The organism is Gordonia sp. (in: high G+C Gram-positive bacteria), assembly GCF_052106715.1.
GTDB lineage: Bacteria > Actinomycetota > Actinomycetes > Mycobacteriales > Mycobacteriaceae > Gordonia.
On record NZ_JBQEDL010000003.1, the window covers coordinates 52,118 to 75,143 of the forward strand.

Below are 23,026 nucleotides of genomic sequence, written 5' to 3' on the forward strand. Positions count from 1 at the left end.
CCGTGAAGGCACTGGCGCAATTGGAGTCATGGCCCGTCGACAACGTGGCAGGCGCACTCGTCACGGCGAGTGGCTCCGGAGACACGTTCGGCGACACCGCCCGCGTGTTCGAGCTCGCTTCGGTGACCAAGCTGATCGCTGCCCACGCCGTGCTCGTCGCGGTGGAAGAGGGGGCGATCGATCTCGCGACGCGGGCCGGACCGCCCGGCGCGTGCGTGGAGCATCTGCTGGCGCACGCATCGGGGATCGCCTTCGACACCGGCGAGGTCCAGGCGAGGCCGGGTGAGCAGCGGATCTACTCGAGCCGGGGATATGAGATCCTGGCCGACCTGGTGGCGACCGAAACCGGGATCGCGTTCGGGGAGTATCTGCGTCAAGCCGTAAGCGAGCCGCTCGGAATGACGTCGACGGTGCTGGCCGGGTCGGCGGGTCACGGAGCGCGGGCGTCGGTGGACGACCTCGGCCGGTTCGCGGCCGAACTCCTCGAACCGACGCTCCTGTCGGTGCAGACCGCAGGTGCGGCGAGGACCGTCCATTTCCCGGGCATCGACGGCTTCGTCCCCGGCTACGGGAAGTTCCGCCCGAATGACTGGGGTCTGGGGCCGGAGATCAAGGGCGACAAAGCGCGGCACTGGACGGCGCCGTCGCACTCGGCGTCGACGTTCGGCCACTTCGGCCAGTCGGGGACATTCCTGTGGGTGGACCCCGATCGTCGCTCCGCCTGCGTCGTGGTGACCGACCGGCCGTTCGGGACGTGGGCGAAGCCGCTGTGGAGCGAGTTCAACCAGGGCATACTGGACGAACTGGATTCACATACCGATTAGGACGGTGCCGTGCGGTCACTGACGGCCGATGATCTCGGCCTTCTTCTCTCGCTGTTCGCCGTGCTTCTGCTCGCCGTGGCTGCGAACTTCCACTTCTCCCGCAAGGCTGTTCGGCGGCACCGGAAGGCCGCGCTCACATTTGTCGTCCTGACGTTCCTCGGCGAACTGTCGACAGTCATCGCATTGATGCTGACCTGGGTGGCGCTGTGGAGTCCGGCGGCCTGGGATCGGATCGACGACATGCTCGTGTTCGTCCCCGGGACCATCTCGATCATGTGCGCGGTTCTGCTCACTATCGAGTCTGTGGGGTCGCGGATTACACACATCCTCCGCGCCGAACGCGACCAGGCGTTGGTCGACGTCCGGGAGTGATCAGCCGACGCGCTGATGCAACCAGGTGACTTCGGCTCCCGCACCGCCCATGCGGTAGTTCTCCAACGCTTCGTCCCACGCGGTGCCCAGGACCGTGTCGAGCTCGGCGGCCAAGCCCGCGCTGTCGGGTTGGTTGTCCATCATGGCCCGCAGTTGCATCTCGCCGATGATCACGTCGCCGTTCGCACCGGTCGACCCGCGCCAGAGGCCGAGGCCGGGGACGTGGCTGAATCGCTCGCCGTCGACGCCTTCGCTCGCGTTCTCGGTCACTTCGTATGCCAGACCGGGCCATTCGCGCAGCGCGGATGCGAGACGCGCGGCGGTCCCGACAGGGCCGGTCCAATCGACCGTCGCCCGCATACGACTGGGCTCCGCGTTCTGCGCCGACCACTTGAGATCGGCGCGCGCGTTCAGCGTCGACGACAGTGCCCACTCCACATGCGGGCACAGCGCGACGGGAGAGGCGTGGATGTACACCACGCCTGTCGTCAGGTCCGCAAACTGGTTGAGATTGCGCACTGGTCATTCACCTCCGGTTCGACGAGGAACGTCTTCCCCAAGGCACCGCGTCGAATCGGATAGCACACCGCTGTTAGAGATTATGCCTTGTGAGGTGCGTGTTGCGCTAGTTCTATTTGTTGTCGAATGTGTCGGGCGCTCACCTCACCGCCGTTCGCTCACCTCCGGAGATGAGCGAACGACGTCGAAGTGAGCGGCCGTCGTTGAATTGAGTGGTTGCCCGTCGCCCTAGAGCGGGATGTTCTTGTGGCGTCCGCGGCGCGCGGGAGCGGCCGCGAGCGCTTCGGCGATACGGCTGCGGGTCGCGGCGGGATCGATGACCTCGTCGACCACGCCGATCGACTGGGCGCGTCCCACACCGCCGGCGATCTGCTCGTGCTCGACGGCCAGACGTTCGTGGAGAGCCTCACGCTCGTCCTCGGGAGTGGCGGCGAGCGTCTTCTTGTGCAGAATGCCGACAGCGGCCTTCGCGCCCATGACGGCGACCTCGGAGCCCGGCCAGGCGAACACGGCCGTCGCGCCGAGCGCACGCGAGTTCATGGCGATGTAGGCGCCGCCGTAGATCTTGCGGGTCACCAGGGTGACACGAGGAACCGTGCACTCGGCGAACGCGTGCAGGAGCTTCGCTCCGCGTCGGACGACTCCGTTCCACTCCTGGCCGACGCCCGGAAGGTAACCGGGGACGTCCGTCAGGACGACGAGCGGAACGCCGAACGCGTCGCACATGCGCACGAAACGGGAGGCCTTCTCGGCCGCCTCGGAGTTCAGACAGCCGCCCATGCGGAGCGGGTTGTTGGCGATGACGCCCACCGAGCGTCCGCCGAGCCGTCCGAGGCCGATCGTGATGTTGGGCGCCCACTTGGCCTGAATCTCTTCGAACGTCGAGATCTCGGTGACACCATCCGCGGCGTGCTGGGTGTCGAGAACGGCCTCGACGATTGGATGGACGTCGTAGGCGCGACGGTTCGATTCGGGCAGGAGAGCGCGAATGTCGCTGTCGCCCGCCACGGCGCGGGCCAGATCGACGTCTCCCTGCTGGGAGAACGTGCTGACGAGACGCCGGGCACGCCAGTACGCGTCGGCCTCGGAGTCGGCGGTGATGTGGCTGACGCCGGAGCGCTTGCCGTGCGTGTGCGGGCCGCCCAGGTCTTCCATGCTGACGCTCTCACCGGTCACCGACTTGACGACGTCCGGACCGGTGACGAAGACCCGTCCCTCTGGCGCCATGATGACGACGTCGGTCAAGGCCGGACCGTACGCGGCCCCGCCTGCCGCGAACCCGACGACCACGGAGATCTGCGGTACGTAGCCGGACGCGCGCACCATGGCCTCGAACACTCCGCCGACAGCGTGCAGTCCTTCGACGCCTTCGGCGAGCCGGGCACCGCCCGAATGCCAGATGGCAACGACCGGCGCCTGCTCGGCGATGGCGGTGTCGATCGCGTTCACGATGTGAGCGCAACCGACCACCCCCATGGCACCGCCCATCACGGTGCCATCAGTGCAATAGGAGACGGTGCGGACACCGTCGACCTCACCGACGGCTGCCAGCACTCCCGATCTGTCGCGGGCGTGCAGCAACTCGACGGTGCCCTCGTCGAAGAATGTCGTCAACCGAAGCAGCGGGTCACGGGGATCCGTCGCTTCCTCACGGCCGGGGATGGGTGCCAGTGTGGTCATCGGTTTACTCCTATTGCGGGGGAGGTGAATCAGTAGCGACCGAACGTCAAAGCGACGTTGTGTCCTCCGAATCCGAACGAGTTGCTCAGCGCGTAGTCGATCTGGCCGCGTCGAGCCTCCCCGTGCACGACGTCGATGTCGCCGCACTCCGGGTCGAGTTCTTCGAGATTCAATGTCGGCGGAATGACAGACTCTTCCACCGACTTGACCGTTAGGACCGCTTCGAGAGCACCGACAGCGCCGATCGAGTGTCCCAGCGCCGACTTCGGCGCGTAGATGGCGGCATGATTGCCCACGGCCGCCTGAATACCCTCCGACTCGGCTGTGTCGCCGATCGGAGTGGACGTCGCATGTGCGTTCACATGCGAGATGTCCGACTTCGCGAGCCCCGCAGTCTGCAGCGCACGAGTCATCGCCCGCGCATTTCCCTGACCGGACGGGTCCGGAGCAACCAGGTGGAAGCCGTCGGACGTGATGCCCGCGCCCAGAAGTCGGGCGTGGATATGAGCGCCGCGCGCCTTGGCGTGGTCCTCGCGTTCGACGATCAGCATCGCGGCGGCTTCACCGAAGACGAAGCCGTCACGCGACTTGTCGAACGGACGCGACGCCGCTGCCGGGTCGTCGTTGCGGGTGCTCATGGCGCGCATCATCGAGAACGCTGCGATCGGCACCGCGTCGATGTGTCCCTCGACGCCGCCGCACACCACCATGTCGGCATCACCGAAGACAATGTGCCGCCAGGCATGGGCGATGGCCTCGGCGCCCGACGAGCAGGCAGAGACCGGGGTGATGACGCCTGCGCGCGCGCCGACGTTGAGGCCTGCGACGGCCGCGGGGCCGTTCGGCATCGTCATCGACACCGCGAGCGGCGACACTTTGCGGTAGTTGCCGGTTGTCTTGATGGCGTTGTCGGCGTCGATCATCGCGTCGGCTCCGCCCATCCCGGTGCCGAGCACGACGGCGAGACGGTCGCGATCGACCTCGGGCTCGCCGGCCTGCGCCCACAGACGCTTGCTCATGATGTGGGAGACCCGCTCGACGTACGCCATGCGGCGTGCCTCGATGCGGGTGACCTCCTGGGTCGGATCCTCGACCAGCTTGCCGCCGATACTGACCGGCAAGTTGTACTTGCCGACGTACTCGTCGGTGAGCTCGCGGATGCCGGACTTACCGGCGACGAGATTTTCCCAGGTCGTGTCCAGGTCGGCGCCCAGTGACGTCGTGGCGACCATTGAGGTCACCACGACGCTGGGGAACTCCCCACCGCGAGTGGAAAAGTCACGCAGCTCGGTCATCAGGACTGGCTCGCCTCGATCTGGGCGGCGATGGCAGCAGCGGTGTCCGGGTTCTCGGCCTCGAGCTTCTGGACGTAGGCGACGGTGTCGCCGACGGTGCGCAGTCCGGCGAGGTCCTCATCGGGAACCTTGACGCCGTACTTGTCCTCGACCTGAACGGCGATCTCGACCATCGACAGCGAGTCGATGTCCAGGTCGTCGACGAAGGACTTCTCGAGGGTGACCTCCGACGGCTCGATACCGGTGACCTCTTCGATGATCTCGGCGATGCCGGCGACGAGCTGTTCCTGAGTTGCAGCCACGGTGTGGCTCCCTTCTAGTTCGTATTGCGTTGCGTGTTTTCCGGAGATCAGCGGGTTCGCTGTTGGACAAGTCGATGATCGACTCTCCGGTGGCCGGGGGTTGCCCGACCGCTATCCAAGTCCTGGGACGTCCTCCAGATCTGCGGGGACGTTGACGGCGCGCGAGGGCACGCCTTTGAGTTCGCGCCTGGCGATACCGACGAGGGTTCCGGCCGGCGCGAGTTCGACGAGTGCGTCGGTGCCGGTGGCGAGCATGATCTGCGAGCACAGGTCCCACCGCACAGGGCTCGTCACCTGGGTGACGAGCTTCTTGAGCGCGAGGGCGCCGTCGCCGACGGGCTGGCCGTCGGAGTTCGACAACAGGGTGTGTGTCGGGTCCGCGGGGGTAATCTCGGCGGCAGCAGAGGCCACGGCCTCCTGTGCCGGAGCCATGTACTCGGTGTGGAAGGCGCCAGCGACGGCGATCTTACGGACCCGAGCCTTCTCCGGCGGGTTCGCGGCCAATTCGTCGATCGCCCCGGCCGAGCCCGCAGCGACGATCTGACCCTTGGCGTTCCGGTTCGCCGGTACCAGGTCGAGTTCCGCGAGATGCGAGAGGACAGCGCTCTCGTCGCCACCGAGGACAGCGGCCATCGTGGTTGGCTCGATCGCGCATGCCTTGGCCATCTCGCTGCCGCGGATGCCCGCGAGGCGGACCGCCTCGTCCGGGGTGATCACGCCGGTGATGGCTGCAGCCGCGAGTTCGCCGACCGAATGGCCTGCCACGACGGTGTCTGCGGGGAGCGGGCCGTTGCGACGGGTCAGTTCGTCGAAGGCGAGCAGTGTGGCGGCGACGACGAGCGGCTGGGTCACCGCGGTGTCGGTGATCTCCTCGGCTGTCGCAGTGGTTCCGAGACGCGCGAGATCGAGTCCAGTCGTCTCCGACCACGCGGCCACACGGTCACGGTTTCCCGGAAGCTCGAGCCATTCGGCGAGCATTCCGGGTTTCTGAGAGCCCTGTCCGGGCGCAAGCATCGCAAGCACGTGACTAAGCGAACACCCTTAAGGCCCTCGGTGTGGGTGTTGAGTCGTATGAACCTTGGCCATGAAATTTGTAGGTTTCCTACAAAAGTGTCGCGAGTGGCACCTTCATCGTCATCGGCCCGTTATCCGTTACCGCCTGGGTGAAAACGTACCGGACGTGCGGATCTTTCTCACGCAATGTGTAACGCATGTGACTCACGTGGCTGTTTAATGCGATTCTTGCTGAAAATGAGTCAACCGACCGACAGTCAGGGCCACTCGAAGGATGTAGGCGTCTCGGGGGTTACTTGGATCACGACCCGTGACGTCGGTCACTTTTTTTAGTCGGTATCGAACAGTATTGGGGTGGATGTAAAGCTTGCGCGCGCACGACTCGATGGAGCCGCCCGCATCGAGGTACGACTCGAGGGTGCCCATCAGGGTGTCGTTGTCGCCGCCGAGGGGAGTGACGAGCGAATCGATGAGCATTCGAACGGCGTCGGCGTCGCCGCTCAATGCGCGCTCGGGGAGCAGATCGGAGCTGTAGACCGGGCGGGGGGCGCTCTGCCAGCCGGTCACCGCGCGCACACCGGCGAGGGCTTCCACAGCCGACGCGTGAGCGGCGGTGAGGTTCGCGGTGGTCGGCCCGATCACGACGGGACCGTCGGCGAAGTGTTCCAGGAGGTCAGTGAGGAATCGATCCGATTGGCGCAGTGAACCGCCGACGATGGCGACGAGAGTGCTGCCCTGCACCACGGACAACGTCGCACGGTCGTACTGCTTCGCGGTGGTGTGGATGGCGATCGGTACCGACACGTTCTGCTCGGGCGGAGGGGTTCCGACGATCACCGTCGCAGGCGAGTCGCTCGGCCAGTTCAGTGCGGCCGCGCGGGAGAGGAGTTGCGCGTCGTCGTCGCCGCGGACGACGGCGTCGACGACGAGCGCCTCCATTCGCGAGTCCCACGCCCCGCGCGACTCGGCGGCCGCGGCATAGATCGCTGCCGCGGCGAATCCGATCTCGCGGCCGTATCGGAGCACCGACTCGGTGAGTGCACGTAGCTGGGCATCGTTGCGAGCGAGGAGCGGGAGCCACTTCTCGAAGAACTCCATCGCGACACGGACCATCTCGACGGTCTGCAGGAGGGTGATGCGCCTGGCCAAGTCCTGGGGGACCACCTGGAAGGCCTGCACTGTGAACCTCACGTTGCCTTCGGGGTCCTGGATCCATTCGACGAAGTTGACGACTGCCGTCTGTACGACGAGTTGGACGCTCGCGCGCTGCGCTGCGTCGAGCTCGCTGAAGTAGGGGAGCTGGTCGGACATCGAGTGCACGGCTTCAGTCGCCAAGCGGCCGCTGTACTGCTTCATTCGACGCAACAACGTATCGGGCAGTGCATCGTGCACCGTCGCCGGCGCCGGTACGTGCGCACCTTTGTCGGCGAACACGTCGGTTGCGCGGGTGGACTTCAGCGGTTGGTCGGACACGTCACCAATGTAACGCTGATGGCCCGGTGCGAGGGTCGCGCGCAGTGCAGGACCCCGGCCAGGAGGTACGACGCCGCCAGCGGATCCCGGTGGCGGCGTCGTGTCGGTCGCGACTGCAGATCAGGCGACGCCGGGGTCGGCGGTGGACACCGGGGCAGCCGTCGGATCGGTGATCTGGTACTTCGTGGCGGCGTCCGATGCGACGGAGCGGTCGATCTTTCCGTCCCGCGCCAGGGCGACGAGCACGCCGACGGCGATCGACGCCGCGTCGATGTTGAAGTACCGGCGGGCAGCCGATCGCGTGTCGGAGAACCCGAAGCCGTCCGCGCCGAGTGTCAGATACGTGCCGGGTACGTAGGCGCGGATCTGCTCCTGGACGCCACGCATGTAATCCGATGCCGCGACGAACGGTCCGGGACGCTGGCTCAGCACCTCGGTGACGTACGGCGTCCGGACGGTGCCTTCACGCAGTTCCTCACGGTCACAAGCGATTCCGTCGCGAGCGAGTTCGTTCCATGACGTCACCGAGTACACGTCGGCTCCCACGTTCCAGTCGGCGGCGAGCAGCCGCTGAGCTTCGAGCGCGTCGTTCATGGTGATACCGGAGGCGAGGATTCCCGCCTTCTCCTCGTGCTCGCCCTCGGCCGGACGATGCAGGTAGATGCCCTTGAGGACGCCGGCCACGTCGAGGTCCGCGGGCTCGGCCGGTTGGTGGATGGGCTCGTTGTAGACCGTGAGGTAGTAGTACACCTTCTCCGGTTCCGGGCCGTACATGCGGCGCAGACCGTCGTCGACGATGTGCGCGAGCTCGTACGCGAACGCCGGGTCGTATGCGACGACGCCCGGGTTGGTGGCGGCGATCAGATGCGAGTGACCGTCCGCGTGTTGCAGCCCCTCACCGGTGAGCGTCGTGCGGCCTGCAGTCGCGCCGATCACGAATCCATTGGCCATCTGGTCGGCCGCAGCCCACAGGCCGTCGCCGGTCCGCTGGAAGCCGAACATCGAGTAGAAGATGTACAGCGGGATCATGGGCTCGTTATGCGTGGCGTAGGACGTGCCGACCGCCGTGAAGCACGCGGTGGAGCCTGCCTCGTTGATGCCCTCGTGCATGATCCGGCCGTTCTCGGCCTCCTTGTACGCGAGCATCAGCTCCGCGTCGACCGAACGGTAGTGCTGGCCGTTCGGGTTGTAGATCTTGAGGGTCGGGAACCAGGAGTCCATGCCGAAGGTGCGCGCTTCGTCGGGGATGATCGGCACGATCCGCTTGCCGATCTGCTCGTCGCGCATCAACTCCTTGAAGATGCGGACCAGCGCCATCGTGGTGGCGACCTGCTGCTTGCCCGAGCCGCCGGAGACCGCCTTGAGAGCGCGCGTGGTGTCGGGATGCAACGGCTCGGGGGTCATGTGGCGTCGCGGGAGGAACCCGCCGAGCGTGCTCCGACGCTCGAGCAGATACTGGGCCTCCGGTGAATCGACGCCCGGGTGGTAGTAGGGCGGTAAGTACGGATCGGACTCGAGCTGTGCGTCCGAGATCGGAACGCGCGTCGTGTCGCGGAAGGCCTTCAGGTCGTCGAGGGTCATCTTCTTCATCTGGTGGGTGGCGTTACGACCCTCGAAGTGCCCGCCCAGCGTGTAGCCCTTGATCGTGTGCGCCAGGATGACCGTCGGCTGACCCTTGTGATTCAGCGAGGCCTGGTAGGCGGCGAAGATCTTGCGGTAGTCGTGGCCGCCACGCTTGAGGTTCCAGATGTCCTGGTCGGTGTAGTCCTTGACGAGTTCCTTGGTCCGCGGGTCTCGACCGAAGAAGTTGTCGCGGATGAAACTGCCGTCGTTGGCGCGGTATGTCTGGTAGTCGCCGTCGGACGTCTTGTTCATCAAGTTGACCAGGGCGCCGTCTTGGTCGGCGTGCAGCAGGTTGTCCCACTCGCGCCCCCAGACCACCTTGATGACGTTCCAGCCTGCGCCCCGGAAGAACGACTCCAGTTCCTGGATGATCTTTCCGTTTCCGCGGACCGGGCCGTCGAGGCGCTGCAGGTTGCAGTTGACGACGAACGTCAGGTTATCGAGATGGTCGGACGCTGCGACTTGCGCGAGTCCGCGCGACTCGGGTTCGTCCATCTCGCCGTCGCCGAGGAACGCCCACACGTGCTGCTGTGACGTGTCCTTGATGCCGTTGAGGTGAAGGTACTTGTTGAATCGAGCCTGGTAGATGGCGTTCATCGGGCCGATGCCCATCGAAACTGTCGGAAACTGCCAGAACTCAGGCATCAGACGCGGATGCGGATACGACGGGAGGCCGCCGCCCAACCCGGCGTGGCTGTGCTCCTGTCGAAATCCGTCCATGCGGTGCTCGTCGATGCGACCCTCGAGAAAGGCGCGCGCGTAGATGCCGGGGGAAGCGTGGCCCTGAATGAACAGTTGGTCGCCGCCACCTGGATGGTCCAGACCGCGGAAGAAGTGGTTGAAGCCGACCTCGTAGAGCGATGCTGACGACGCGTACGTCGAGATATGGCCGCCGACGCCGATCCCAGGACGCTGGGCGCGGTGGACCATGACCGCAGCATTCCACCGGATGTATGCGCGGAACCGGCGCTCCATGTCCTCGTCGCCCGGGAAGTCCGGTTCCAAGTCCGTGGGGATGGTGTTGACGTAATCGGTTGACGTCAGCTGTGGCAGGACGACTCGCTTGTCGTCCGCGCGCTCGAGCATCCGAAGCATCAGGTATCTCGCCCGTTCGGGTCCCGCGTTGCTGAGCATCGCGTCGAACGATTCGAGCCACTCGTCGGTCTCCGACGGATCGCTGTCGGCCAGGTAGGACGCCACACCGTCGCGAATCACCTTGACGCGGCTGGATCGCGCTCCGGTGCTCGGTGTGCTCGTGGTCAGGTCAGTCACTTATCCACCAATCTTCCTCTAGCGCGTCGTGATGGTCTGCGGCGCGCCTCTCACATGACCGTCGGGGTGGTGACGGTCGGATTCGTTTCGAGTACCCAAGGATTCTCGCGCACCCTCGGCCCCATCGTGCCCCAAATCACGGTCCTCAGACGCAGATGTGCCCAGTCACACGTTCTACTCTGCGGTAACCTCAAGCAATTCGTGTCTACGCCAGGGGGAGTCGCATGAAAGGCGCTCGAGCAGCTGTCGTCGGCGTCGTGCTGGCGGCAGGTGTGATGCTGATGGTTGGATGCTCCGACGGCTCCGGTGAGATTCCGGATCCGGTCGTATCGGCGTCGGACGCGTCGGGCGTCTCCTCCGCGGAACGTTCAGATGTGGAGCGGGTGGCCGCGATCCAGGTGTGTCGCCAGGTGATCACCTCCGCAGGCGTGATGGTCCGCGACTACAACACCTTCATGAGGGTGCTGAACCAGAAGCAGTCGTATGAGACCGTCGGATCCGAAGACCGCTGGGCCGCAGAGACGCTGGAGACGGGCGCCGACGTCGTCCGCGAGAGGATCTCGCCTGCCGCGCCGACCGACCTCGTCGACGACGTGTCGGGGTTCGTCGACAGTTCGGAGAAGCTCGCCGAACGGATCACGCGCAAACAGAGGGTTTCGCTCAATCGTGCCTCTGATGAGTGGGACGACAAGCGGCGTGCGGTGCTCGACCGGTGCGCCGAATACCTGCCGACGAAGTGATCGCCGGGATCAGGTAGTTGGTCCCGGAGTCGGGTGTCTGCTGTCGATAACCGGCGAGACCCTCTACGCTTGACTTACGTCTCGCTTCGGCGGACGTGGAATCAGTACGACGATCGGGAGGACGCACGCGGTGGTAGCCGCCACAGACGACAAGGCGAGCAAGCTCGGATTCACCAACGGAATGGTGATCCAAGAGCGTGGTTGGGACGAAGACACCGATGACGACCTGAGGGCCGACATCGAAGACGCAATCGACGCGGAGATGCTCGACGAGGACGCCATCGATGTCGTCGACGCAGTCATCCTGTGGTGGCGTGACGATGACGGGGACCTGGTAGACGCGTTGATGGACGCTATTGGGCCGTTGGCCGAAGGCGGATACGTCTGGGTGCTCTCGCCGAAGACCGGTCTCGACGGTCACGTCGATCCTGCTGTCATCGCGGAGGCCGCACCGACCGCAGGCCTCACGCAGACCTCCGTCGTGAACTTGGACGACTGGTCCGGTGCACGACTCGTGACACCGAAGGCTCGGTCGGGCAAGAAGGCATGACAAGCGCCGGCACCGCTGTCGTCGGCCCCATTCCGGTGGGGTCGGTCGCACCGGAGTTCGAGTTGCGCGATCAGAACAACCGGCGTGTGTCGCTCTCTGGTCTGCGTCAACACGGCGACGTTCTGGCTGTCTTCTTTCCGCTCGCGTTCACCGGCACCTGTGAAGGCGAACTCGGGCACATTCGCGATAATCTGCCGCGGTTCGCCGACGACACGTTGACGACTGTCGCAGTGTCGGTCGGTCCGCCGCCGACGCACAAGGTGTGGTCGTCGGCGCAGGGATACCTGTTTCCGATTCTGTCCGACTTCTGGCCGCACGGTGAGGTGGCGCGCAAGTACGGTGTACTCGACGAGGATCGCGGATACGCCAATCGCGGTACGTTCCTCGTCGGCCGCGACGGCGTGATTCGTCATTCTTCGATGGTTGGCCCCGGTGAAGCGCGCACCGAGGACACCTGGTCGGCGGCGCTCGCCGCTCGCAGTTGACCGTCCGATCGGACGAATACCCGACTGCGGCCCCGTCGAACGCTACAAGCGTCGGCGCCCGCTACTAGTCCGGACTATAAGCGGCGGCCCACGCGTGCGGGGTGAACGCCAGATCGGGACTCAGGCGCCGAAAGCGGTGGCGAGCCCCGTCGCGAAAAGTCGGTTGCGCTGCGTGACTCCCGTTGCGTTGAAATGGATTCCGTCGTCGTTGTACCAGGAGGGCTGGGTCTCGGACGCGAAGTCGTAGATCTTCAGGTTCGGGTACCGGGCGGCGGCACGCTTGAGGGCATCGTTGAACGCGGTCATGTTCTTCTCCGAGTACGCGGTGTTGCTCGGGTCGTTCGTCATCACGGTTGGCCACAGTACGTTCTGGTCGGTGAGCTTGCGCATCACACGATCGATCCGCTGGTCAGCGGTGACCTTCGATCCGTCAGCGATGTTGGCGGCGTCGTCGGTGCCCACCGCGATCACCCAGCATCCTCGGTATCCGCGTCCGAGCGCGCTGTCGACGGCGTCGACGGCATTGGGTTCGCCGTCGACCTTCTCGACGATGGAGCGTCCACCGCCTGCGTCGAGAGTCACCTGCTCGACGCCGACGCGCTTGTACTGCGGAGTGAGGCGGTCCTCGGCCTTGGCGACCTTCGACGCGTTGTCGACGCCGACAGAGGCCGAGTCGCCGATCTGTACGACCTGCTTGCACGATGTGCGTCGGTCGCCCGTCGGTGTGCTCGGTGTCCCGGGAGGCATCGGGGACTGCGGCGAGAGTAGGTCGAACAGGGAGGTCAGGTCACTCGATCCGTTCGGGTCGATAGGCAACTCCTGCAGCACGTTTCCCGCGCTGTCCATGAGTTCGCCGATCGTCGGTTCGGCGGCGGCCTGTCCGGCGACGCTCGTCGCCACTGCTGCAGCGAGGGTTACTGCGCCCACCGACGTCGCGGCGCGCAGCAGCCAGGTCGGCCGACGCACGGGTCGACGGGAATCGGGGCGGAAGTCAGTCTCAGTAGTCACAATAGCCACAGTAGATAACACAAACCTCAGCAGTATCAAGTCTTAGCGGATTGCGAATTGGTCACAGCAGGCAGGCCCGCGTTCATAGACTTTTGGTGCCCCGCTGCGTCAAACCCTCGACTCGAAGGCAGGCCTCGAGCAGAGTCGGAGGCGTCGCACGCGGGTGTGGCTGAGAGGCTAAGCAGCGGTCTGCAAAACCGTCTACGTGGGTTCGAATCCCGCCATCCGCTCTATCGGGTCTGACGCGCTCGCAGATCACGGCCGGAAAGGTCGCCCGCAAACGCCGCGAACCACGTTGGTCGGGGTCTTGCCGAACCTGGTCGTGAACGCCGCCGAGAAGTCGCCCAGATGATGAAACCCGCTGGCCGTGCCGCATCGGCCACCGGCTGCGCGGAGGGCGCGCCGTTTTCGAATCGCTGGCAAACGATGCCACTCGGGCCGCGGTCGGCCGTCCTGCCGGGATGGACGATTTTGTGATGGACACCGTCCAGGTCCTGGTGCTGGGGGCGAAGCGCGCTGAACGCAGTGACATGGTGCTCGCGTCGCGCCTGCGCGCCATGCTCTTGCGGGAGACTGGATGACGCTGCGTGACTACCGGCGGCGCGCGACGCGATGACGACGTCGTGGCGGGTCGTCTCAGATCGGTCAGGTATTGCGTCGTCTGCGGGCGCGCCGCAGTCGTTTGACGACAGTCGGTGAGTACGCCAGCGCTTCCGGATCGTCGACGAGGCGGTTGAGCTCCTGGAAATAGCGGGTGATCGACATCCCGAGGACGCTGCCTACCGCCTCGGCGTGGGCTTGCGGGCTACGGAACTCGCGTCTGGAGAGATCGAGTATGTCCCGGTCTTCGTCGTTCATCGCTGCTGGGTCTCTCGGTCGTGCGTCCTCCTGTCGGGGCCGGTACGGCTGCAGACGCGAGTTCGCTTGGTGTATCCAGAGTGTATGGACCAAGGAGTGTGTGCTCGGGACGAGACGCAGCTCGCACGCCTCGTGTCGGGGCGGGTACCGCAGAAGGAGCAGTTCACGTGATCACAGTCCGCGACACCACTTTCGAGCTTCTACGCGAACTCGGACTCACCACGATATTCGGCAATCCGGGTTCGACGGAGGAGACGTTCCTGGAGGACTTCCCGGACGACTTCCGCTACGTTTTGGGGCTCCACGAAGCCAGTGTCGTCGCAGCAGCCGATGGGTATGCCCAGGTCACCCGAAAGCCCGTACTCGTCAATGTGCACACCGCCGCTGGGGTGAGCAACGCGGTGGGAACCTTGGACTCGTCCTTCCAGAACAAGACGCCGTTGATTATCACGGCCGGTCAGCAGACTCGAGAGATGCTTTTGTTGGAACCGTGGCTGGTGAATCCCGATCCCGAGGTCATCGCGAAGCCGTGGGTGAAGTGGGCCTACCAGCCGGCGCGGGCCGAGGACGTGCCCGCCGCCTTCATGCGCGCCTACGCCGTCGCGATGCAGCCGCCGCAGGGGCCCGTATTCCTGTCCCTTCCGCTCGACGACTGGGACAAGGAGGCGGCTGGTCGGGCGTCGGTGCGGTCCGTCGCCACTCGAGTCGGGCCCGACCCGGGCCGGCTCGCCGAGTTCGCCGCCGTTCTCTCCGCAGCGGAGAACCCGGTCCTGATCTACGGCTCCGACATCGCTCGCGCCGACGGCTGGGAGGACGCCGTCTCACTCGCCGAACGCGTCGGCGCTCCCGTATGGGCGGCGCCGTCGAGCGAGCGCGTGCCCTTCCCCGAGGATCATCCGCTCTACGCGGGCGGCTTGCCGTTCGCGCAGGGGCTCCTGTCGGAGAAGTTGAGGGGACACGACGTGGTTCTCGTCGTGGGAGCGCCGGTGTTCCGCTACTACCCGTGGGTGCCGGGCGATTACATCCCCGCGGGTTCGCGCCTTCTGCACATCACCGATGATCCGGCCGAGTCCGGTCGTGCGCCCGTCGGTGACAGCCTGATCTCCGACGCAGTGTTCGCGCTCCGCGCATTGGCCGACCTGGTTCCTGTGCGGCAGAGTCGGGCGGCGGTCGAGAGGCAGGAGCATCGCCTGGCTCCGCATGCGTCCGCGGAGGCGAGGCCGGCCGACCCCGACAACGACGGCAGGCTCACTCCTCGGCAGTTGTTTCGGGTCCTCAGCGTCGCGGCACCCGCAGACACGGTCATCGTGCAGGAATCACCGTCGAATATCGCCGACCTGCACTCCGAGTGGATGTTCACGGAACCGGACAGCTATTTCGCGATGGCCAGTGGTGCGCTCGGATGGGACCTTCCCGCCGCGGTCGGTATCGCACTCGCGGAGCGAGACCTCGGCCGCAATCGACCCGTCATGGCGGTCATCGGAGACGGCTCACTGCAGTTCTCGCCGCAGGCGCTGTACACCGCGGCGCAGCACGCACTGCCGCTCGTCGTCATCGTGCCCAACAACCGCGAGTACGGAATCCTGAAGGCGTTCGCGAAGTTCCAGGACAACCCGGGAGTCCCGGGTCTCGACCTTCCCGGGCTGAAGCCGCACCTGGTCGCCGAAGGCTATGGTGCGAAAGGAGTCGTCGCATCGACCGCCGCCGAGGTGCGGACCGAACTCGCGAAGGCGTGGGATCGTAACGGCCCCACTATGATCGAAGTCCCGATCGACCCGGCAATCCCGCCGCTGATCTAGAGTGCGCGCAAAGGGATTTGAACCCCTGACCGCTGGTGTGTAAGACCAGAGCTCTACCGCTGAGCTATACGCGCGTGAGCCGCTGTCGAAACGGCGGCTCCACAGAACAATATCGGGTGTGCGGTCGAAGCCTCAAACCGGTGTTCGTAGACTCGACCGAGGCATGCCCAGCGAGAGGAACCCGCATGAAGACTCGAGTGGAGAAGGCGCCGGTCATTGCGGCGCTCGGTGCACAGTGGAGGACGATCGACGCGCTCGTCAGCGGGCTCTCGGATGACCAGTGGTCAGCGGATTCCGGTCTACCGGGTTGGTCGGTGGGCGACGTCGTCGCGCATATCGTCGGCACCGAGAACATGCTCGACGGCCGTGAACCTGATGCAGGTCGTGACGTCGCCGGACTCGATCACGTGAAGAACCCGATCGGTGAACTCAACGAGCGATGGGTCGACCACTACCGGGCCCGCAGTCGTGCGGAGGTGATGGCCGACTACCGGGCGATGACCGCAAAGCGCATCGCCGACCTGACCACGATGGACGACGAGGAGTGGAACGAGGACGCCGTCACGCCGGTCGGTCCGGAGACGTACGGGCGGTTCATGAGGGTGCGCACCTACGACAGTTGGGTGCACGAGGTGGATCTGCGCGACGCCCTGGACATGGGGGAGCCGTCCGACCCGGAACCGGCCGGGTTCGCACTGGACGAGATGGCGGCCGTCATGCCGTACATCGTCGGCAAGAAGGCCGCGGCACCGAAAGGCTGCCGCGTGAGGTTCGAGTTCACCGGCCTCGTGCCGAAGCAGGTGCACATCGCAGTCGACGAGCGGGCCGCGCTCGTACCTGAACTCGACGGCCTGGCCGACGTCACGCTGCGGACCACGATCACCGACTACACACGCCTCGCAGGCGGACGCCCCGGAGCCGCACAGGCTAGCGTCCACATCGACGGCGACGTCGCGCTCGGATCAGCGATCGTCGACAGCCTGCATTACATGATCTGACCCGGTCGGTCTGGCACGGTGGAGGATCCGAATCGCGCTCCTACACCGCCGGCACGTCCCGTCGGATCTGCCCCGACCCGAAGGCAATGGCGTCGCGTCCCGTCACCAGCCGAGACGGTTCGGGATCGGCCCGGAGGGCACGTTCCAGACGTGCGGAGTCAGGCAGTGGGCCGTCGCCCGCGACGACGACGATGTTCCCGCTCCGTCTGCCCTTGAACATCGACGGATCGGAGATCAGCTCGACGTTCGCGAAGACATCGGCGATCGTGGACACCTCCGACCGGACTGACGCGAGGTCGCGGCGGTCGCCGCAGTTCGCGATGTAGAGGCCGCCGGGCACCAGAAGTCGCTGCACGGCGCGGGTGAACTCGACGGTCGTCAGGTGCCTGGGCGTGAGGCTCGCGCTGAACGCGTCACGCATCACGACGTCGCGTGTCCGCTCACGCAGGCTCTCGGTGACCTCGCGGGCGTCGCCGACCCGGATCCGTAGTCTCGGCGCCCGCGGCAGATCGAACCACTCCCGTGCGAGACGCGTCAGTTCGGCGTCGATCTCGACAGCGACGTGCCGAGACTGCGGGTACCGGTGCGCGAGATGCCGGGGGAGAGCGCACGCCGCTGCGCCGAGGTGCAGCACGCGCAACGGCGTCGCGGGGTCGGGGTAGTGATCGGCGATGGCGGCCGCGGCCTGGCGCATGTACTCGAAATCGAGCGCATCGGGCCGGTCGGGGTCGATGTGGCTGCTCTGCGCACCGTTGACCGACAGCAACCAGCCACCGTCCATGCTGTGCACGAGTTCGGCAGTACCGGTGGAGATGTCGAAGACCCCGGCTTCGGGAGTCGGACGAGAGGCGGCCATGGCCACCGATGATATCGGCGGTCGATACGATCACCGGATGCGCCACCGCCACACCGCCGCCGTCGGGTCCGCAGTCGGAGCCCTCACCGACTCGGTGTTCGCCGACCCCCGGCGCGGTCATCCGGTCGCGATATTCGGCAGTGGTGTCGCCGCATCGCAGAAGGTTCTGTATCGAGACGGCCGTGTGAGCGGTGCGATGTTCGCCGCCTGCTGGATTGGGGCCGGGGCGCTGTGCGGTGTGCTCGCGCGGCGAGCCGGGGTCGCGGGCACGGCGGCGGCCACGTTCAGCGCGCTGGGCGGAACGTCGCTGTGCCGCATCGGCGACGATATCGCCGATGCACTCGACGGTGGCGACATCGACGCCGCACGGACCGCGGTTGCGGGCCTCGTCGGCCGCGACACCACCCGACTCGACGAGGCCGGGATCTGTCGTGCGGCGCTCGAGTCGATCGCCGAGAACACCTCGGATGCGGCCGTCGCGCCGCTGTGCTGGGGCGCGGTGGCCGGAGCCCCCGGGATGCTCGGATACCGGGCCGCGAACACCCTCGACGCCATGGTCGGTTATCGATCGGAGAAGTATCTTCGGTTCGGGTGGGCGTCGGCGCGGATCGACGATGCCGCGAACCTCGTGCCAGCGCGCGTGACCGCGTTGTTCGTCGGTGCGCTCTCGGGTCGTCCGCGGGAGGTGTGGACCGCCGTCCGGCGAGACTCCGGCGGGCATCCGAGTCCCAATGCCGGCGTGGTCGAAGCGGCGTTCGCAGGGGCCCTCGGGGTCAGTCTCGGGGGCCGGACCGAGTACGCGCACGGCGTCGAAGAGCGCCCGCGGCTCGGCGACGGGCCGTCTCCCACAGCGTCTGATCTGCGGGCAGCGGTGAGGTTGTCGCGTCAGGTGCAGCGAGCGAGTGCGGTAGTGGCAGTGCTCGCGCAAGCTGGTGCTCGTGGCTATTTGCCGTAGCGCTGCGCTAGCCGCGTCTTGACGGCGTCGTCGTCTGCGATGCCCGCCGATCCGTCGCCGACCTGCGTGCCCGGCGCCGCGTGGACATCGTTTCCCGATCGGAAACCGGCTTCGCGAAGTGTGTGTCGGATGCGGTCGCGTTCGGACTTGGTCGTAGGCTGCGGAGTCTCGACGACCGCCGTGTCGTCGCCGTCCGCGCGACGGGCGCGCCGCGCTTTGACCTCGTTGTAGATGAAGTAGGCCGCGCCGAGCGGAACCATCACGCCGAACGCCAGCCACTGGAGGCCGTAGGAGAGGAACGGACCGGATTCGAGCTGGGGAAGCTCGATCTCGCCGAGCGAGCCCGGCTGATTCGGTGAGAGCTGAAGGTAGTACGGATCCAACGGCAGACCCGTGAGGCGCGAGAGCTGCGCGGTGTCGATTGTGTATGCCGTCGACTCGCCGCCCTCGACACGCGGTTCCTTACCTCGGCTCGTGCCCTCGGACTTGCGGAGCCTGGCTACGATGCTCACGTCGCCCGACGGCGGCACGGGCACGCTCACCTGCCCGTTCTCGTTGTTGGCGACAATTCCTCGATTCACCAGGATCGTCCGGCCCGAACCTGCGATCTGGAACGGCGTCAACGCTTCGACGGCGGGCCGCTCCTGCGAGTAGCGGAACCGCAGCATCACCTGGTCATCTGGCAGGTACCGGCCGCGCAGCGATACCTCGTGCCATTCGTTGTTCGGGTCGAGAGTGCTTCCGGGTGGGGCCAGCTGGTCGATCGGGACGGCGTCGGTATCGACGGCGGCGCGAATCAGGTCGTTCCGGTGCTCCGTGTCGCTGTTCTTCCCGAGTTGCCACGGTGCGAGGATCGCGAAGCACGCTGCCGCGAACGCGATCACGAGCAGCACGAGCAGTAGCCACCCGGGCTTGAGGAACGAACGGAGGACGCGCACGCCCTCCAGGATACGGATCAGGCTCGAGTGGCCAGCGTCTCCTGGACCCACTCGATCAATCCGGGGACCGCGGCCTCCGCTTGGGTACGGACCAACTCGAAGTCGTCCTGCGTCCCGTAGTAGGGATCCGGGACCTCGTCGCCGTCCGCTTCGGGATCGAAACTGCGGAGCAGTCGGACACGGTCGCCGAGACGTTTACGTTCCAACTCCGCTACGTGCCCGCGGTCGGCGACCACGAGAAGGTCGGCGGACAGGTGGTCCGGTGTCAACTGGGAGGCGACGTGCGCATCGGAGTAGCCGTGCGCCAACAGTTCTGTGCGCGCGCGATTGTCGGCGGGTTCGCCGACATGCCATCCTCCGGTGCCTGCGCTGGTCACTCGAACCTGGTCCGAGAGCCCAGCATCCTCGACGGCGTGCGCGAAGATCGACGCAGCCATCGGTGACCGGCAGATGTTGCCGGAGCAGACGAAACAGATGTGCAGTGCGCGGCCTGCGGCTGAAGCCGCCGCGTTGTCAGACACCGAGTACCTTTCGCAGTTGCGGGACCGTCTGTACGATCCGCCGGTCGTGTCCCGGACCGCCCGCGCGTACGAGGGCGTCCTCCAGTTCTCCTGCGAGAGCGTAACCCCATCGGACGCCGAGCGCCGGGACCCCGCAGGATGCGGCACCGTCGATGTCGTGTGATCGGTCGCCGATCATTAGGAGGTGCTCGGAGTCCGGATCGACGTCCAACGTCTCGAGGGCATGTCGGACGACGGCCTGTTTGCCTGCTCGCCCCGCCGTCTCGTCGGCTCCGCCCACGAATGCGAAGTACGACGTCAGTTCGAAATGGTCCAGGATGTTGCGCGCGATCCGCTGGTCCTTGCTCGTCGCGAGCGCCAGTGTGCGGCCTGCGCTGGATAGATCGGCCAGCAATGCGGCCATCCCGTCGTAGACCGAGTTCTCGAGCCAGCCCGTGACGTCGTAGCGAGCCCGATATGCGCGTACCCCGGCGGCCGAGGTCGCCTCGTCGTATCCGAGGGCACGCATCGACTCGACCAGCGGCGGACCGACGATCGTTTGCAGGAACTCGACGGGTGGCTCCGGTTCGCCGATGACCTCGAGCGCGTGCAGGAATGAACGGGTGATCCCGGGATAACTGTCTGTGATGGTGCCGTCGAGGTCGAACAGCAGGCAGGTATCGGTCGTGACGGGGTCGGTTGTGAAGGGGCCGGGGAGGGTCGGGGCCGAAATCATGGTTCCATCGTGCACGTAGGCTGAATGATCATGACAGTCGACGTGCCTCCCCACCTGCGCGACCGCGACCGACACGGTGACGCCGATGCACAGGCCGGGCTCGTCGACTTCGCGGTCAACGTTCGCCCGGGTCCGCCGGAGTTCGTCGCGCAGACACTGCGCGGGCGCATCGCCGACCTCGCTGCCTATCCGAGTGCACGCGAAGCCGACGACGTGGCGGGTCTCGTCGCACGGTTGCACCAGAGGACGCGCGAGGAGGTGCTTCTGCTCGGCGGCGCAGCAGAAGGGTTCGAGCTGCTCGCGCACCTGAACCCGCGGCACGTCGCCGTGATCGCGCCGTCGTTCACTGAGCCCGAGCGCGTGCTGTCCGCGTCGGGCGCCCGGATCAGCCACGTCACCCTGGACGCTCCGTGGCGGCTCGTCGACGCAGACGTACCCGAGGACGCCGACCTCGTCGTGTTGGGCAACCCGACGAACCCGACCTCCGTGCTGCATCCGCGTGCCGACGTCCTCGCGCTGCGGTGTCCGGGCCGGATCGTCGTTGTCGACGAGGCGTTCGCCGACCTCACTCTCGACGGTGACCGGCTGGAACCGGAATCGGTGGCAGCCGAGACGACAGACGATCTGATCGTCGTCAGATCGGTCACCAAGACGTTCGGCCTGGCCGGCTTACGCGCCGGATACCTGCTGGCGGCACCCGAGCTCATCGCCAGGATGACCGCAGGCCGACGGCACTGGGCAGTCGGAACGCTCACACTCGCGGCCCTCGCCGCGTGTCTGGGGCCGCAAGGACAGGAGTATGCACGCAGCCAGGCGCACTTGGTCGACGACGAGCGTGCCCATCTCCTCGCGCAACTGTCCGACCTCGGCTTCGCGCCGGAGGCCGAGCCACGCGCACCGTATGTGATGGTGAAGATTCCGCAGGCGTGGCGATGGAAGCACGAGTTGGCTGCGCGCGGGTTCTCCGTGCGTAGTTGTGCCAACTTCGAGGGACTGGACTCGGACTACCTGCGGCTGGCGGTTCGTCCACGCGAAGTGTCCGATGCGCTCGTGCACGCCATGCAAGATGTGAGGAACCGACTCGAGACAGGAGCACCGACGAGATGACCCGCACACTCGCGGACGTGATCACGCGACTGGAACAGGCCTACCCGGTCGGGCTCGCCGAATCGTGGGACGCGGTCGGGTTGGTCTGCGGTGACCCCGACGAGCCCGTCGAGCGAGTGCTCGTGTGCGTCGACGTGACCGATGCCGTCGTCGACGAGGCCGTGGACACCCGCGCACAACTCGTGCTCGCCCACCATCCGCTGTTGATGCGCGGTGTGACGGGGGTAGGTGCCGACACTCCGAAGGGACGAATCGTCCACCGGCTCATCCGGTCCGGGTGCGGCCTGTACTCGGCGCACACCAATGCCGACAAGGCTCGGCCCGGGGTGTCGGACGCCCTTGCGGACGCCATCGGACTCGTCGACACCGTCCCGTTGGACGCCGAACCGGTCCGAACGCTCGATAAGTGGGTGGTCATGGTCCCCGAAGGGAACGTCGACCAGGTCAGCGAAGCGATGTTCGCGGCCGGAGCCGGGGCGATCGGCGATTACCGTGACTGCCGATGGGGAGTCGTCGGTACCGGGCAGTTCCTGCCCGTCGGCACCGCGTCCCCGGCGATCGGCGGAGTCGGCGAACTGACTCGCGTCGACGAGGAGCGTATGGAGATGGTGGCGCCGCGCCGAGTCCGATCCGCCGTCTTCGCCGCGCTCGTCTCCGCTCACCCCTACGAGGAGCCAGCATTCGACGTCTTCGAACAGGCGCCGGTCGACAGCGACCTCGGGCTCGGCCGCATCGGCCGTCTGCCCGTCCCGATGCGGTTGGCGGAGTTCGTCGCCCACGTCGATGACGCACTGCCGACCGCAGCCTGGCCCGTACGCGGGGCCGGGGACCCCGCAGCGATAATCCAGACCGTCGCCGTGTGTGGCGGAGCAGGCGACTCGCTCGTCTCGGCCGCGTCCCGCGCGGGCGTCGACGCCTACGTGACCGGGGATCTGCGCCATCATGTGGTCGACGAGGCACGGCGCGAGGGGGCCCCGGCATTGATCGACGCAGGCCACTGGTCAACCGAATATCCGTGGTGCGCACAGGCCGCCGCGCTGCTCACCGACTTCGGCTGCGAGACGAACGTCTTCACGCCACCCACCGATCCCTTCGGCGTCGTCGCCCGACGACCCCAGTGAC

The 23,026-nt window shown here is 66.4% G+C and carries 23 protein-coding genes and 2 tRNA genes; 11 read left to right on the top strand and 14 right to left on the bottom strand.

Annotation, left to right across the window (positions count from 1 at the left end; genetic code table 11):
* The first annotated feature begins 2 nt into the window (after positions 1-2).
* Together ACTIMF_RS02325 and ACTIMF_RS02330 are read left to right on the top strand one after the other, a co-directional pair.
* Positions 3-824: a serine hydrolase domain-containing protein gene (locus ACTIMF_RS02325; RefSeq protein WP_442348660.1), complete on the top strand. Its 822-nt coding sequence runs from the start codon at positions 3-5 to the stop codon at positions 822-824.
* A gap of 9 nt (positions 825-833) precedes the next feature.
* Complete coding sequence (locus ACTIMF_RS02330) at positions 834-1,196, top strand: hypothetical protein (RefSeq protein ID WP_442348661.1); 363 nt, start codon at positions 834-836, stop codon at positions 1,194-1,196.
* Here the strand turns inward: ACTIMF_RS02330 and ACTIMF_RS02335 are convergent, their stop codons facing one another.
* The 7 genes from ACTIMF_RS02335 to aceE all read right to left on the bottom strand — a co-directional run bounded on the left by ACTIMF_RS02335 (position 1,197) and on the right by aceE (position 10,374).
* Positions 1,197-1,715: a DUF3145 domain-containing protein gene (locus ACTIMF_RS02335; protein WP_442348662.1), complete on the bottom strand. Its 519-nt coding sequence runs from the start codon at positions 1,713-1,715 to the stop codon at positions 1,197-1,199.
* Positions 1,716-1,943: 228 nt separating this feature from the next.
* A complete protein-coding gene (locus tag ACTIMF_RS02340; RefSeq protein WP_442348663.1) occupies positions 1,944-3,395 on the bottom strand; it encodes an acyl-CoA carboxylase subunit beta in 1,452 nt (483 codons plus the stop codon).
* Positions 3,396-3,424: 29 nt separating this feature from the next.
* Positions 3,425-4,690, bottom strand: coding sequence for a KasA/KasB family beta-ketoacyl-ACP synthase (locus ACTIMF_RS02345; protein WP_442348664.1), 1,266 nt, complete (start codon positions 4,688-4,690; stop codon positions 3,425-3,427).
* Positions 4,690-4,992 (bottom strand): meromycolate extension acyl carrier protein AcpM, encoded by a 303-nt coding sequence (acpM, locus tag ACTIMF_RS02350; RefSeq protein WP_442348665.1) that lies wholly within the window; start codon positions 4,990-4,992, stop codon positions 4,690-4,692. Before acpM ends, ACTIMF_RS02345 begins: the two co-directional genes overlap by 1 nt.
* Positions 4,993-5,103: 111 nt before the next feature.
* On the bottom strand, positions 5,104-6,015 hold the full coding sequence (locus ACTIMF_RS02355; RefSeq protein WP_442348666.1) for an ACP S-malonyltransferase: 912 nt from the start codon (positions 6,013-6,015) through the stop codon (positions 5,104-5,106).
* A 207-nt stretch (positions 6,016-6,222) separates the two neighbouring features.
* On the bottom strand, positions 6,223-7,479 hold the full coding sequence (locus ACTIMF_RS02360; protein WP_442348667.1) for a PucR family transcriptional regulator: 1,257 nt from the start codon (positions 7,477-7,479) through the stop codon (positions 6,223-6,225).
* A 120-nt stretch (positions 7,480-7,599) separates the two neighbouring features.
* Positions 7,600-10,374, bottom strand: coding sequence for a pyruvate dehydrogenase (acetyl-transferring), homodimeric type (gene aceE / locus ACTIMF_RS02365; protein WP_442348668.1), 2,775 nt, complete (start codon positions 10,372-10,374; stop codon positions 7,600-7,602).
* Positions 10,375-10,598: 224 nt separating this feature from the next.
* Between aceE and ACTIMF_RS02370 the strand changes: the two genes are divergently transcribed.
* From ACTIMF_RS02370 to ACTIMF_RS02380, 3 genes are all read left to right on the top strand, one after another.
* Complete coding sequence (locus ACTIMF_RS02370; protein ID WP_442348669.1) at positions 10,599-11,114, top strand: hypothetical protein; 516 nt, start codon at positions 10,599-10,601, stop codon at positions 11,112-11,114.
* A 130-nt stretch (positions 11,115-11,244) separates the two neighbouring features.
* Positions 11,245-11,664 (top strand): DUF3052 domain-containing protein, encoded by a 420-nt coding sequence (locus ACTIMF_RS02375; protein ID WP_442348670.1) that lies wholly within the window; start codon positions 11,245-11,247, stop codon positions 11,662-11,664.
* Positions 11,661-12,149, top strand: a complete 489-nt coding sequence (locus ACTIMF_RS02380; protein ID WP_442348671.1) for a peroxiredoxin — start codon at positions 11,661-11,663, stop codon at positions 12,147-12,149. The genes ACTIMF_RS02375 and ACTIMF_RS02380 overlap by 4 nt, the downstream gene beginning before the upstream one ends.
* Before the next feature lie 120 nt (positions 12,150-12,269).
* On the opposite strand, the gene ACTIMF_RS02385 is transcribed toward ACTIMF_RS02380, so the two are convergent.
* Positions 12,270-13,157, bottom strand: a complete 888-nt coding sequence (locus tag ACTIMF_RS02385) for an SGNH/GDSL hydrolase family protein (RefSeq protein ID WP_442348672.1) — start codon at positions 13,155-13,157, stop codon at positions 12,270-12,272.
* A 159-nt stretch (positions 13,158-13,316) separates the two neighbouring features.
* Between ACTIMF_RS02385 and ACTIMF_RS02390 the strand changes: the two genes are divergently transcribed.
* Positions 13,317-13,387 (top strand) — tRNA-Cys (locus ACTIMF_RS02390).
* Between the two features lie 415 nt (positions 13,388-13,802).
* Here the strand turns inward: ACTIMF_RS02390 and ACTIMF_RS02395 are convergent.
* A complete protein-coding gene (locus tag ACTIMF_RS02395; RefSeq protein ID WP_442348673.1) occupies positions 13,803-14,015 on the bottom strand; it encodes a DUF3263 domain-containing protein in 213 nt (70 codons plus the stop codon).
* Between the two features lie 167 nt (positions 14,016-14,182).
* Between ACTIMF_RS02395 and mdlC the strand changes: the two genes are divergently transcribed.
* On the top strand, positions 14,183-15,814 hold the full coding sequence (gene mdlC, locus ACTIMF_RS02400; RefSeq protein ID WP_442348674.1) for a benzoylformate decarboxylase: 1,632 nt from the start codon (positions 14,183-14,185) through the stop codon (positions 15,812-15,814).
* A 2-nt stretch (positions 15,815-15,816) separates the two neighbouring features.
* Here mdlC and ACTIMF_RS02405 read toward each other — a convergent pair.
* Positions 15,817-15,888, bottom strand: a tRNA-Val gene (locus ACTIMF_RS02405).
* A gap of 111 nt (positions 15,889-15,999) precedes the next feature.
* On the opposite strand from ACTIMF_RS02405, the gene ACTIMF_RS02410 reads away from it, so the two are divergent.
* Positions 16,000-16,812: a maleylpyruvate isomerase family mycothiol-dependent enzyme gene (locus ACTIMF_RS02410; RefSeq protein WP_442348675.1), complete on the top strand. Its 813-nt coding sequence runs from the start codon at positions 16,000-16,002 to the stop codon at positions 16,810-16,812.
* Positions 16,813-16,852: 40 nt separating this feature from the next.
* On the opposite strand, the gene ACTIMF_RS02415 is transcribed toward ACTIMF_RS02410, so the two are convergent.
* Positions 16,853-17,668, bottom strand: a complete 816-nt coding sequence (locus tag ACTIMF_RS02415; RefSeq protein ID WP_442348676.1) for a spermidine synthase — start codon at positions 17,666-17,668, stop codon at positions 16,853-16,855.
* On the opposite strand from ACTIMF_RS02415, the gene ACTIMF_RS02420 reads away from it, so the two are divergent.
* Positions 17,667-18,623, top strand: a complete 957-nt coding sequence (locus ACTIMF_RS02420) for a cobalamin biosynthesis protein (protein ID WP_442348677.1) — start codon at positions 17,667-17,669, stop codon at positions 18,621-18,623. The genes ACTIMF_RS02415 and ACTIMF_RS02420 overlap by 2 nt on opposite strands.
* On the opposite strand, the gene ACTIMF_RS02425 is transcribed toward ACTIMF_RS02420, so the two are convergent.
* Genes ACTIMF_RS02425 through ACTIMF_RS02435 form a run of 3 tightly spaced genes read right to left on the bottom strand, consistent with a single transcriptional unit; the run spans position 18,611 to position 20,797 of the window.
* Entirely contained in the window at positions 18,611-19,561 is a 951-nt protein-coding gene (locus ACTIMF_RS02425) for an SURF1 family cytochrome oxidase biogenesis protein (RefSeq protein WP_442348678.1), read from the bottom strand. The genes ACTIMF_RS02420 and ACTIMF_RS02425 overlap by 13 nt on opposite strands.
* Before the next feature lie 17 nt (positions 19,562-19,578).
* A complete protein-coding gene (locus ACTIMF_RS02430; protein ID WP_442348679.1) occupies positions 19,579-20,082 on the bottom strand; it encodes a low molecular weight protein-tyrosine-phosphatase in 504 nt (167 codons plus the stop codon).
* On the bottom strand, positions 20,075-20,797 hold the full coding sequence (locus tag ACTIMF_RS02435; protein WP_442348680.1) for an HAD-IA family hydrolase: 723 nt from the start codon (positions 20,795-20,797) through the stop codon (positions 20,075-20,077). Before ACTIMF_RS02435 ends, ACTIMF_RS02430 begins: the two co-directional genes overlap by 8 nt.
* A gap of 30 nt (positions 20,798-20,827) precedes the next feature.
* Here ACTIMF_RS02435 and cobC point away from each other — a divergent pair, with 30 nt between their 5' ends.
* Both cobC and ACTIMF_RS02445 read left to right on the top strand, forming a co-directional pair.
* Positions 20,828-21,904 carry an Rv2231c family pyridoxal phosphate-dependent protein CobC gene (cobC, locus tag ACTIMF_RS02440; protein WP_442348681.1) on the top strand — a complete coding sequence of 359 codons (1,077 nt, stop codon included), beginning with the start codon at positions 20,828-20,830 and terminating at the stop codon, positions 21,902-21,904.
* Positions 21,901-23,025, top strand: coding sequence for a Nif3-like dinuclear metal center hexameric protein (locus tag ACTIMF_RS02445; RefSeq protein ID WP_442348682.1), 1,125 nt, complete (start codon positions 21,901-21,903; stop codon positions 23,023-23,025). Before cobC ends, ACTIMF_RS02445 begins: the two co-directional genes overlap by 4 nt.
* Position 23,026: the final 1 nt, after the last annotated feature.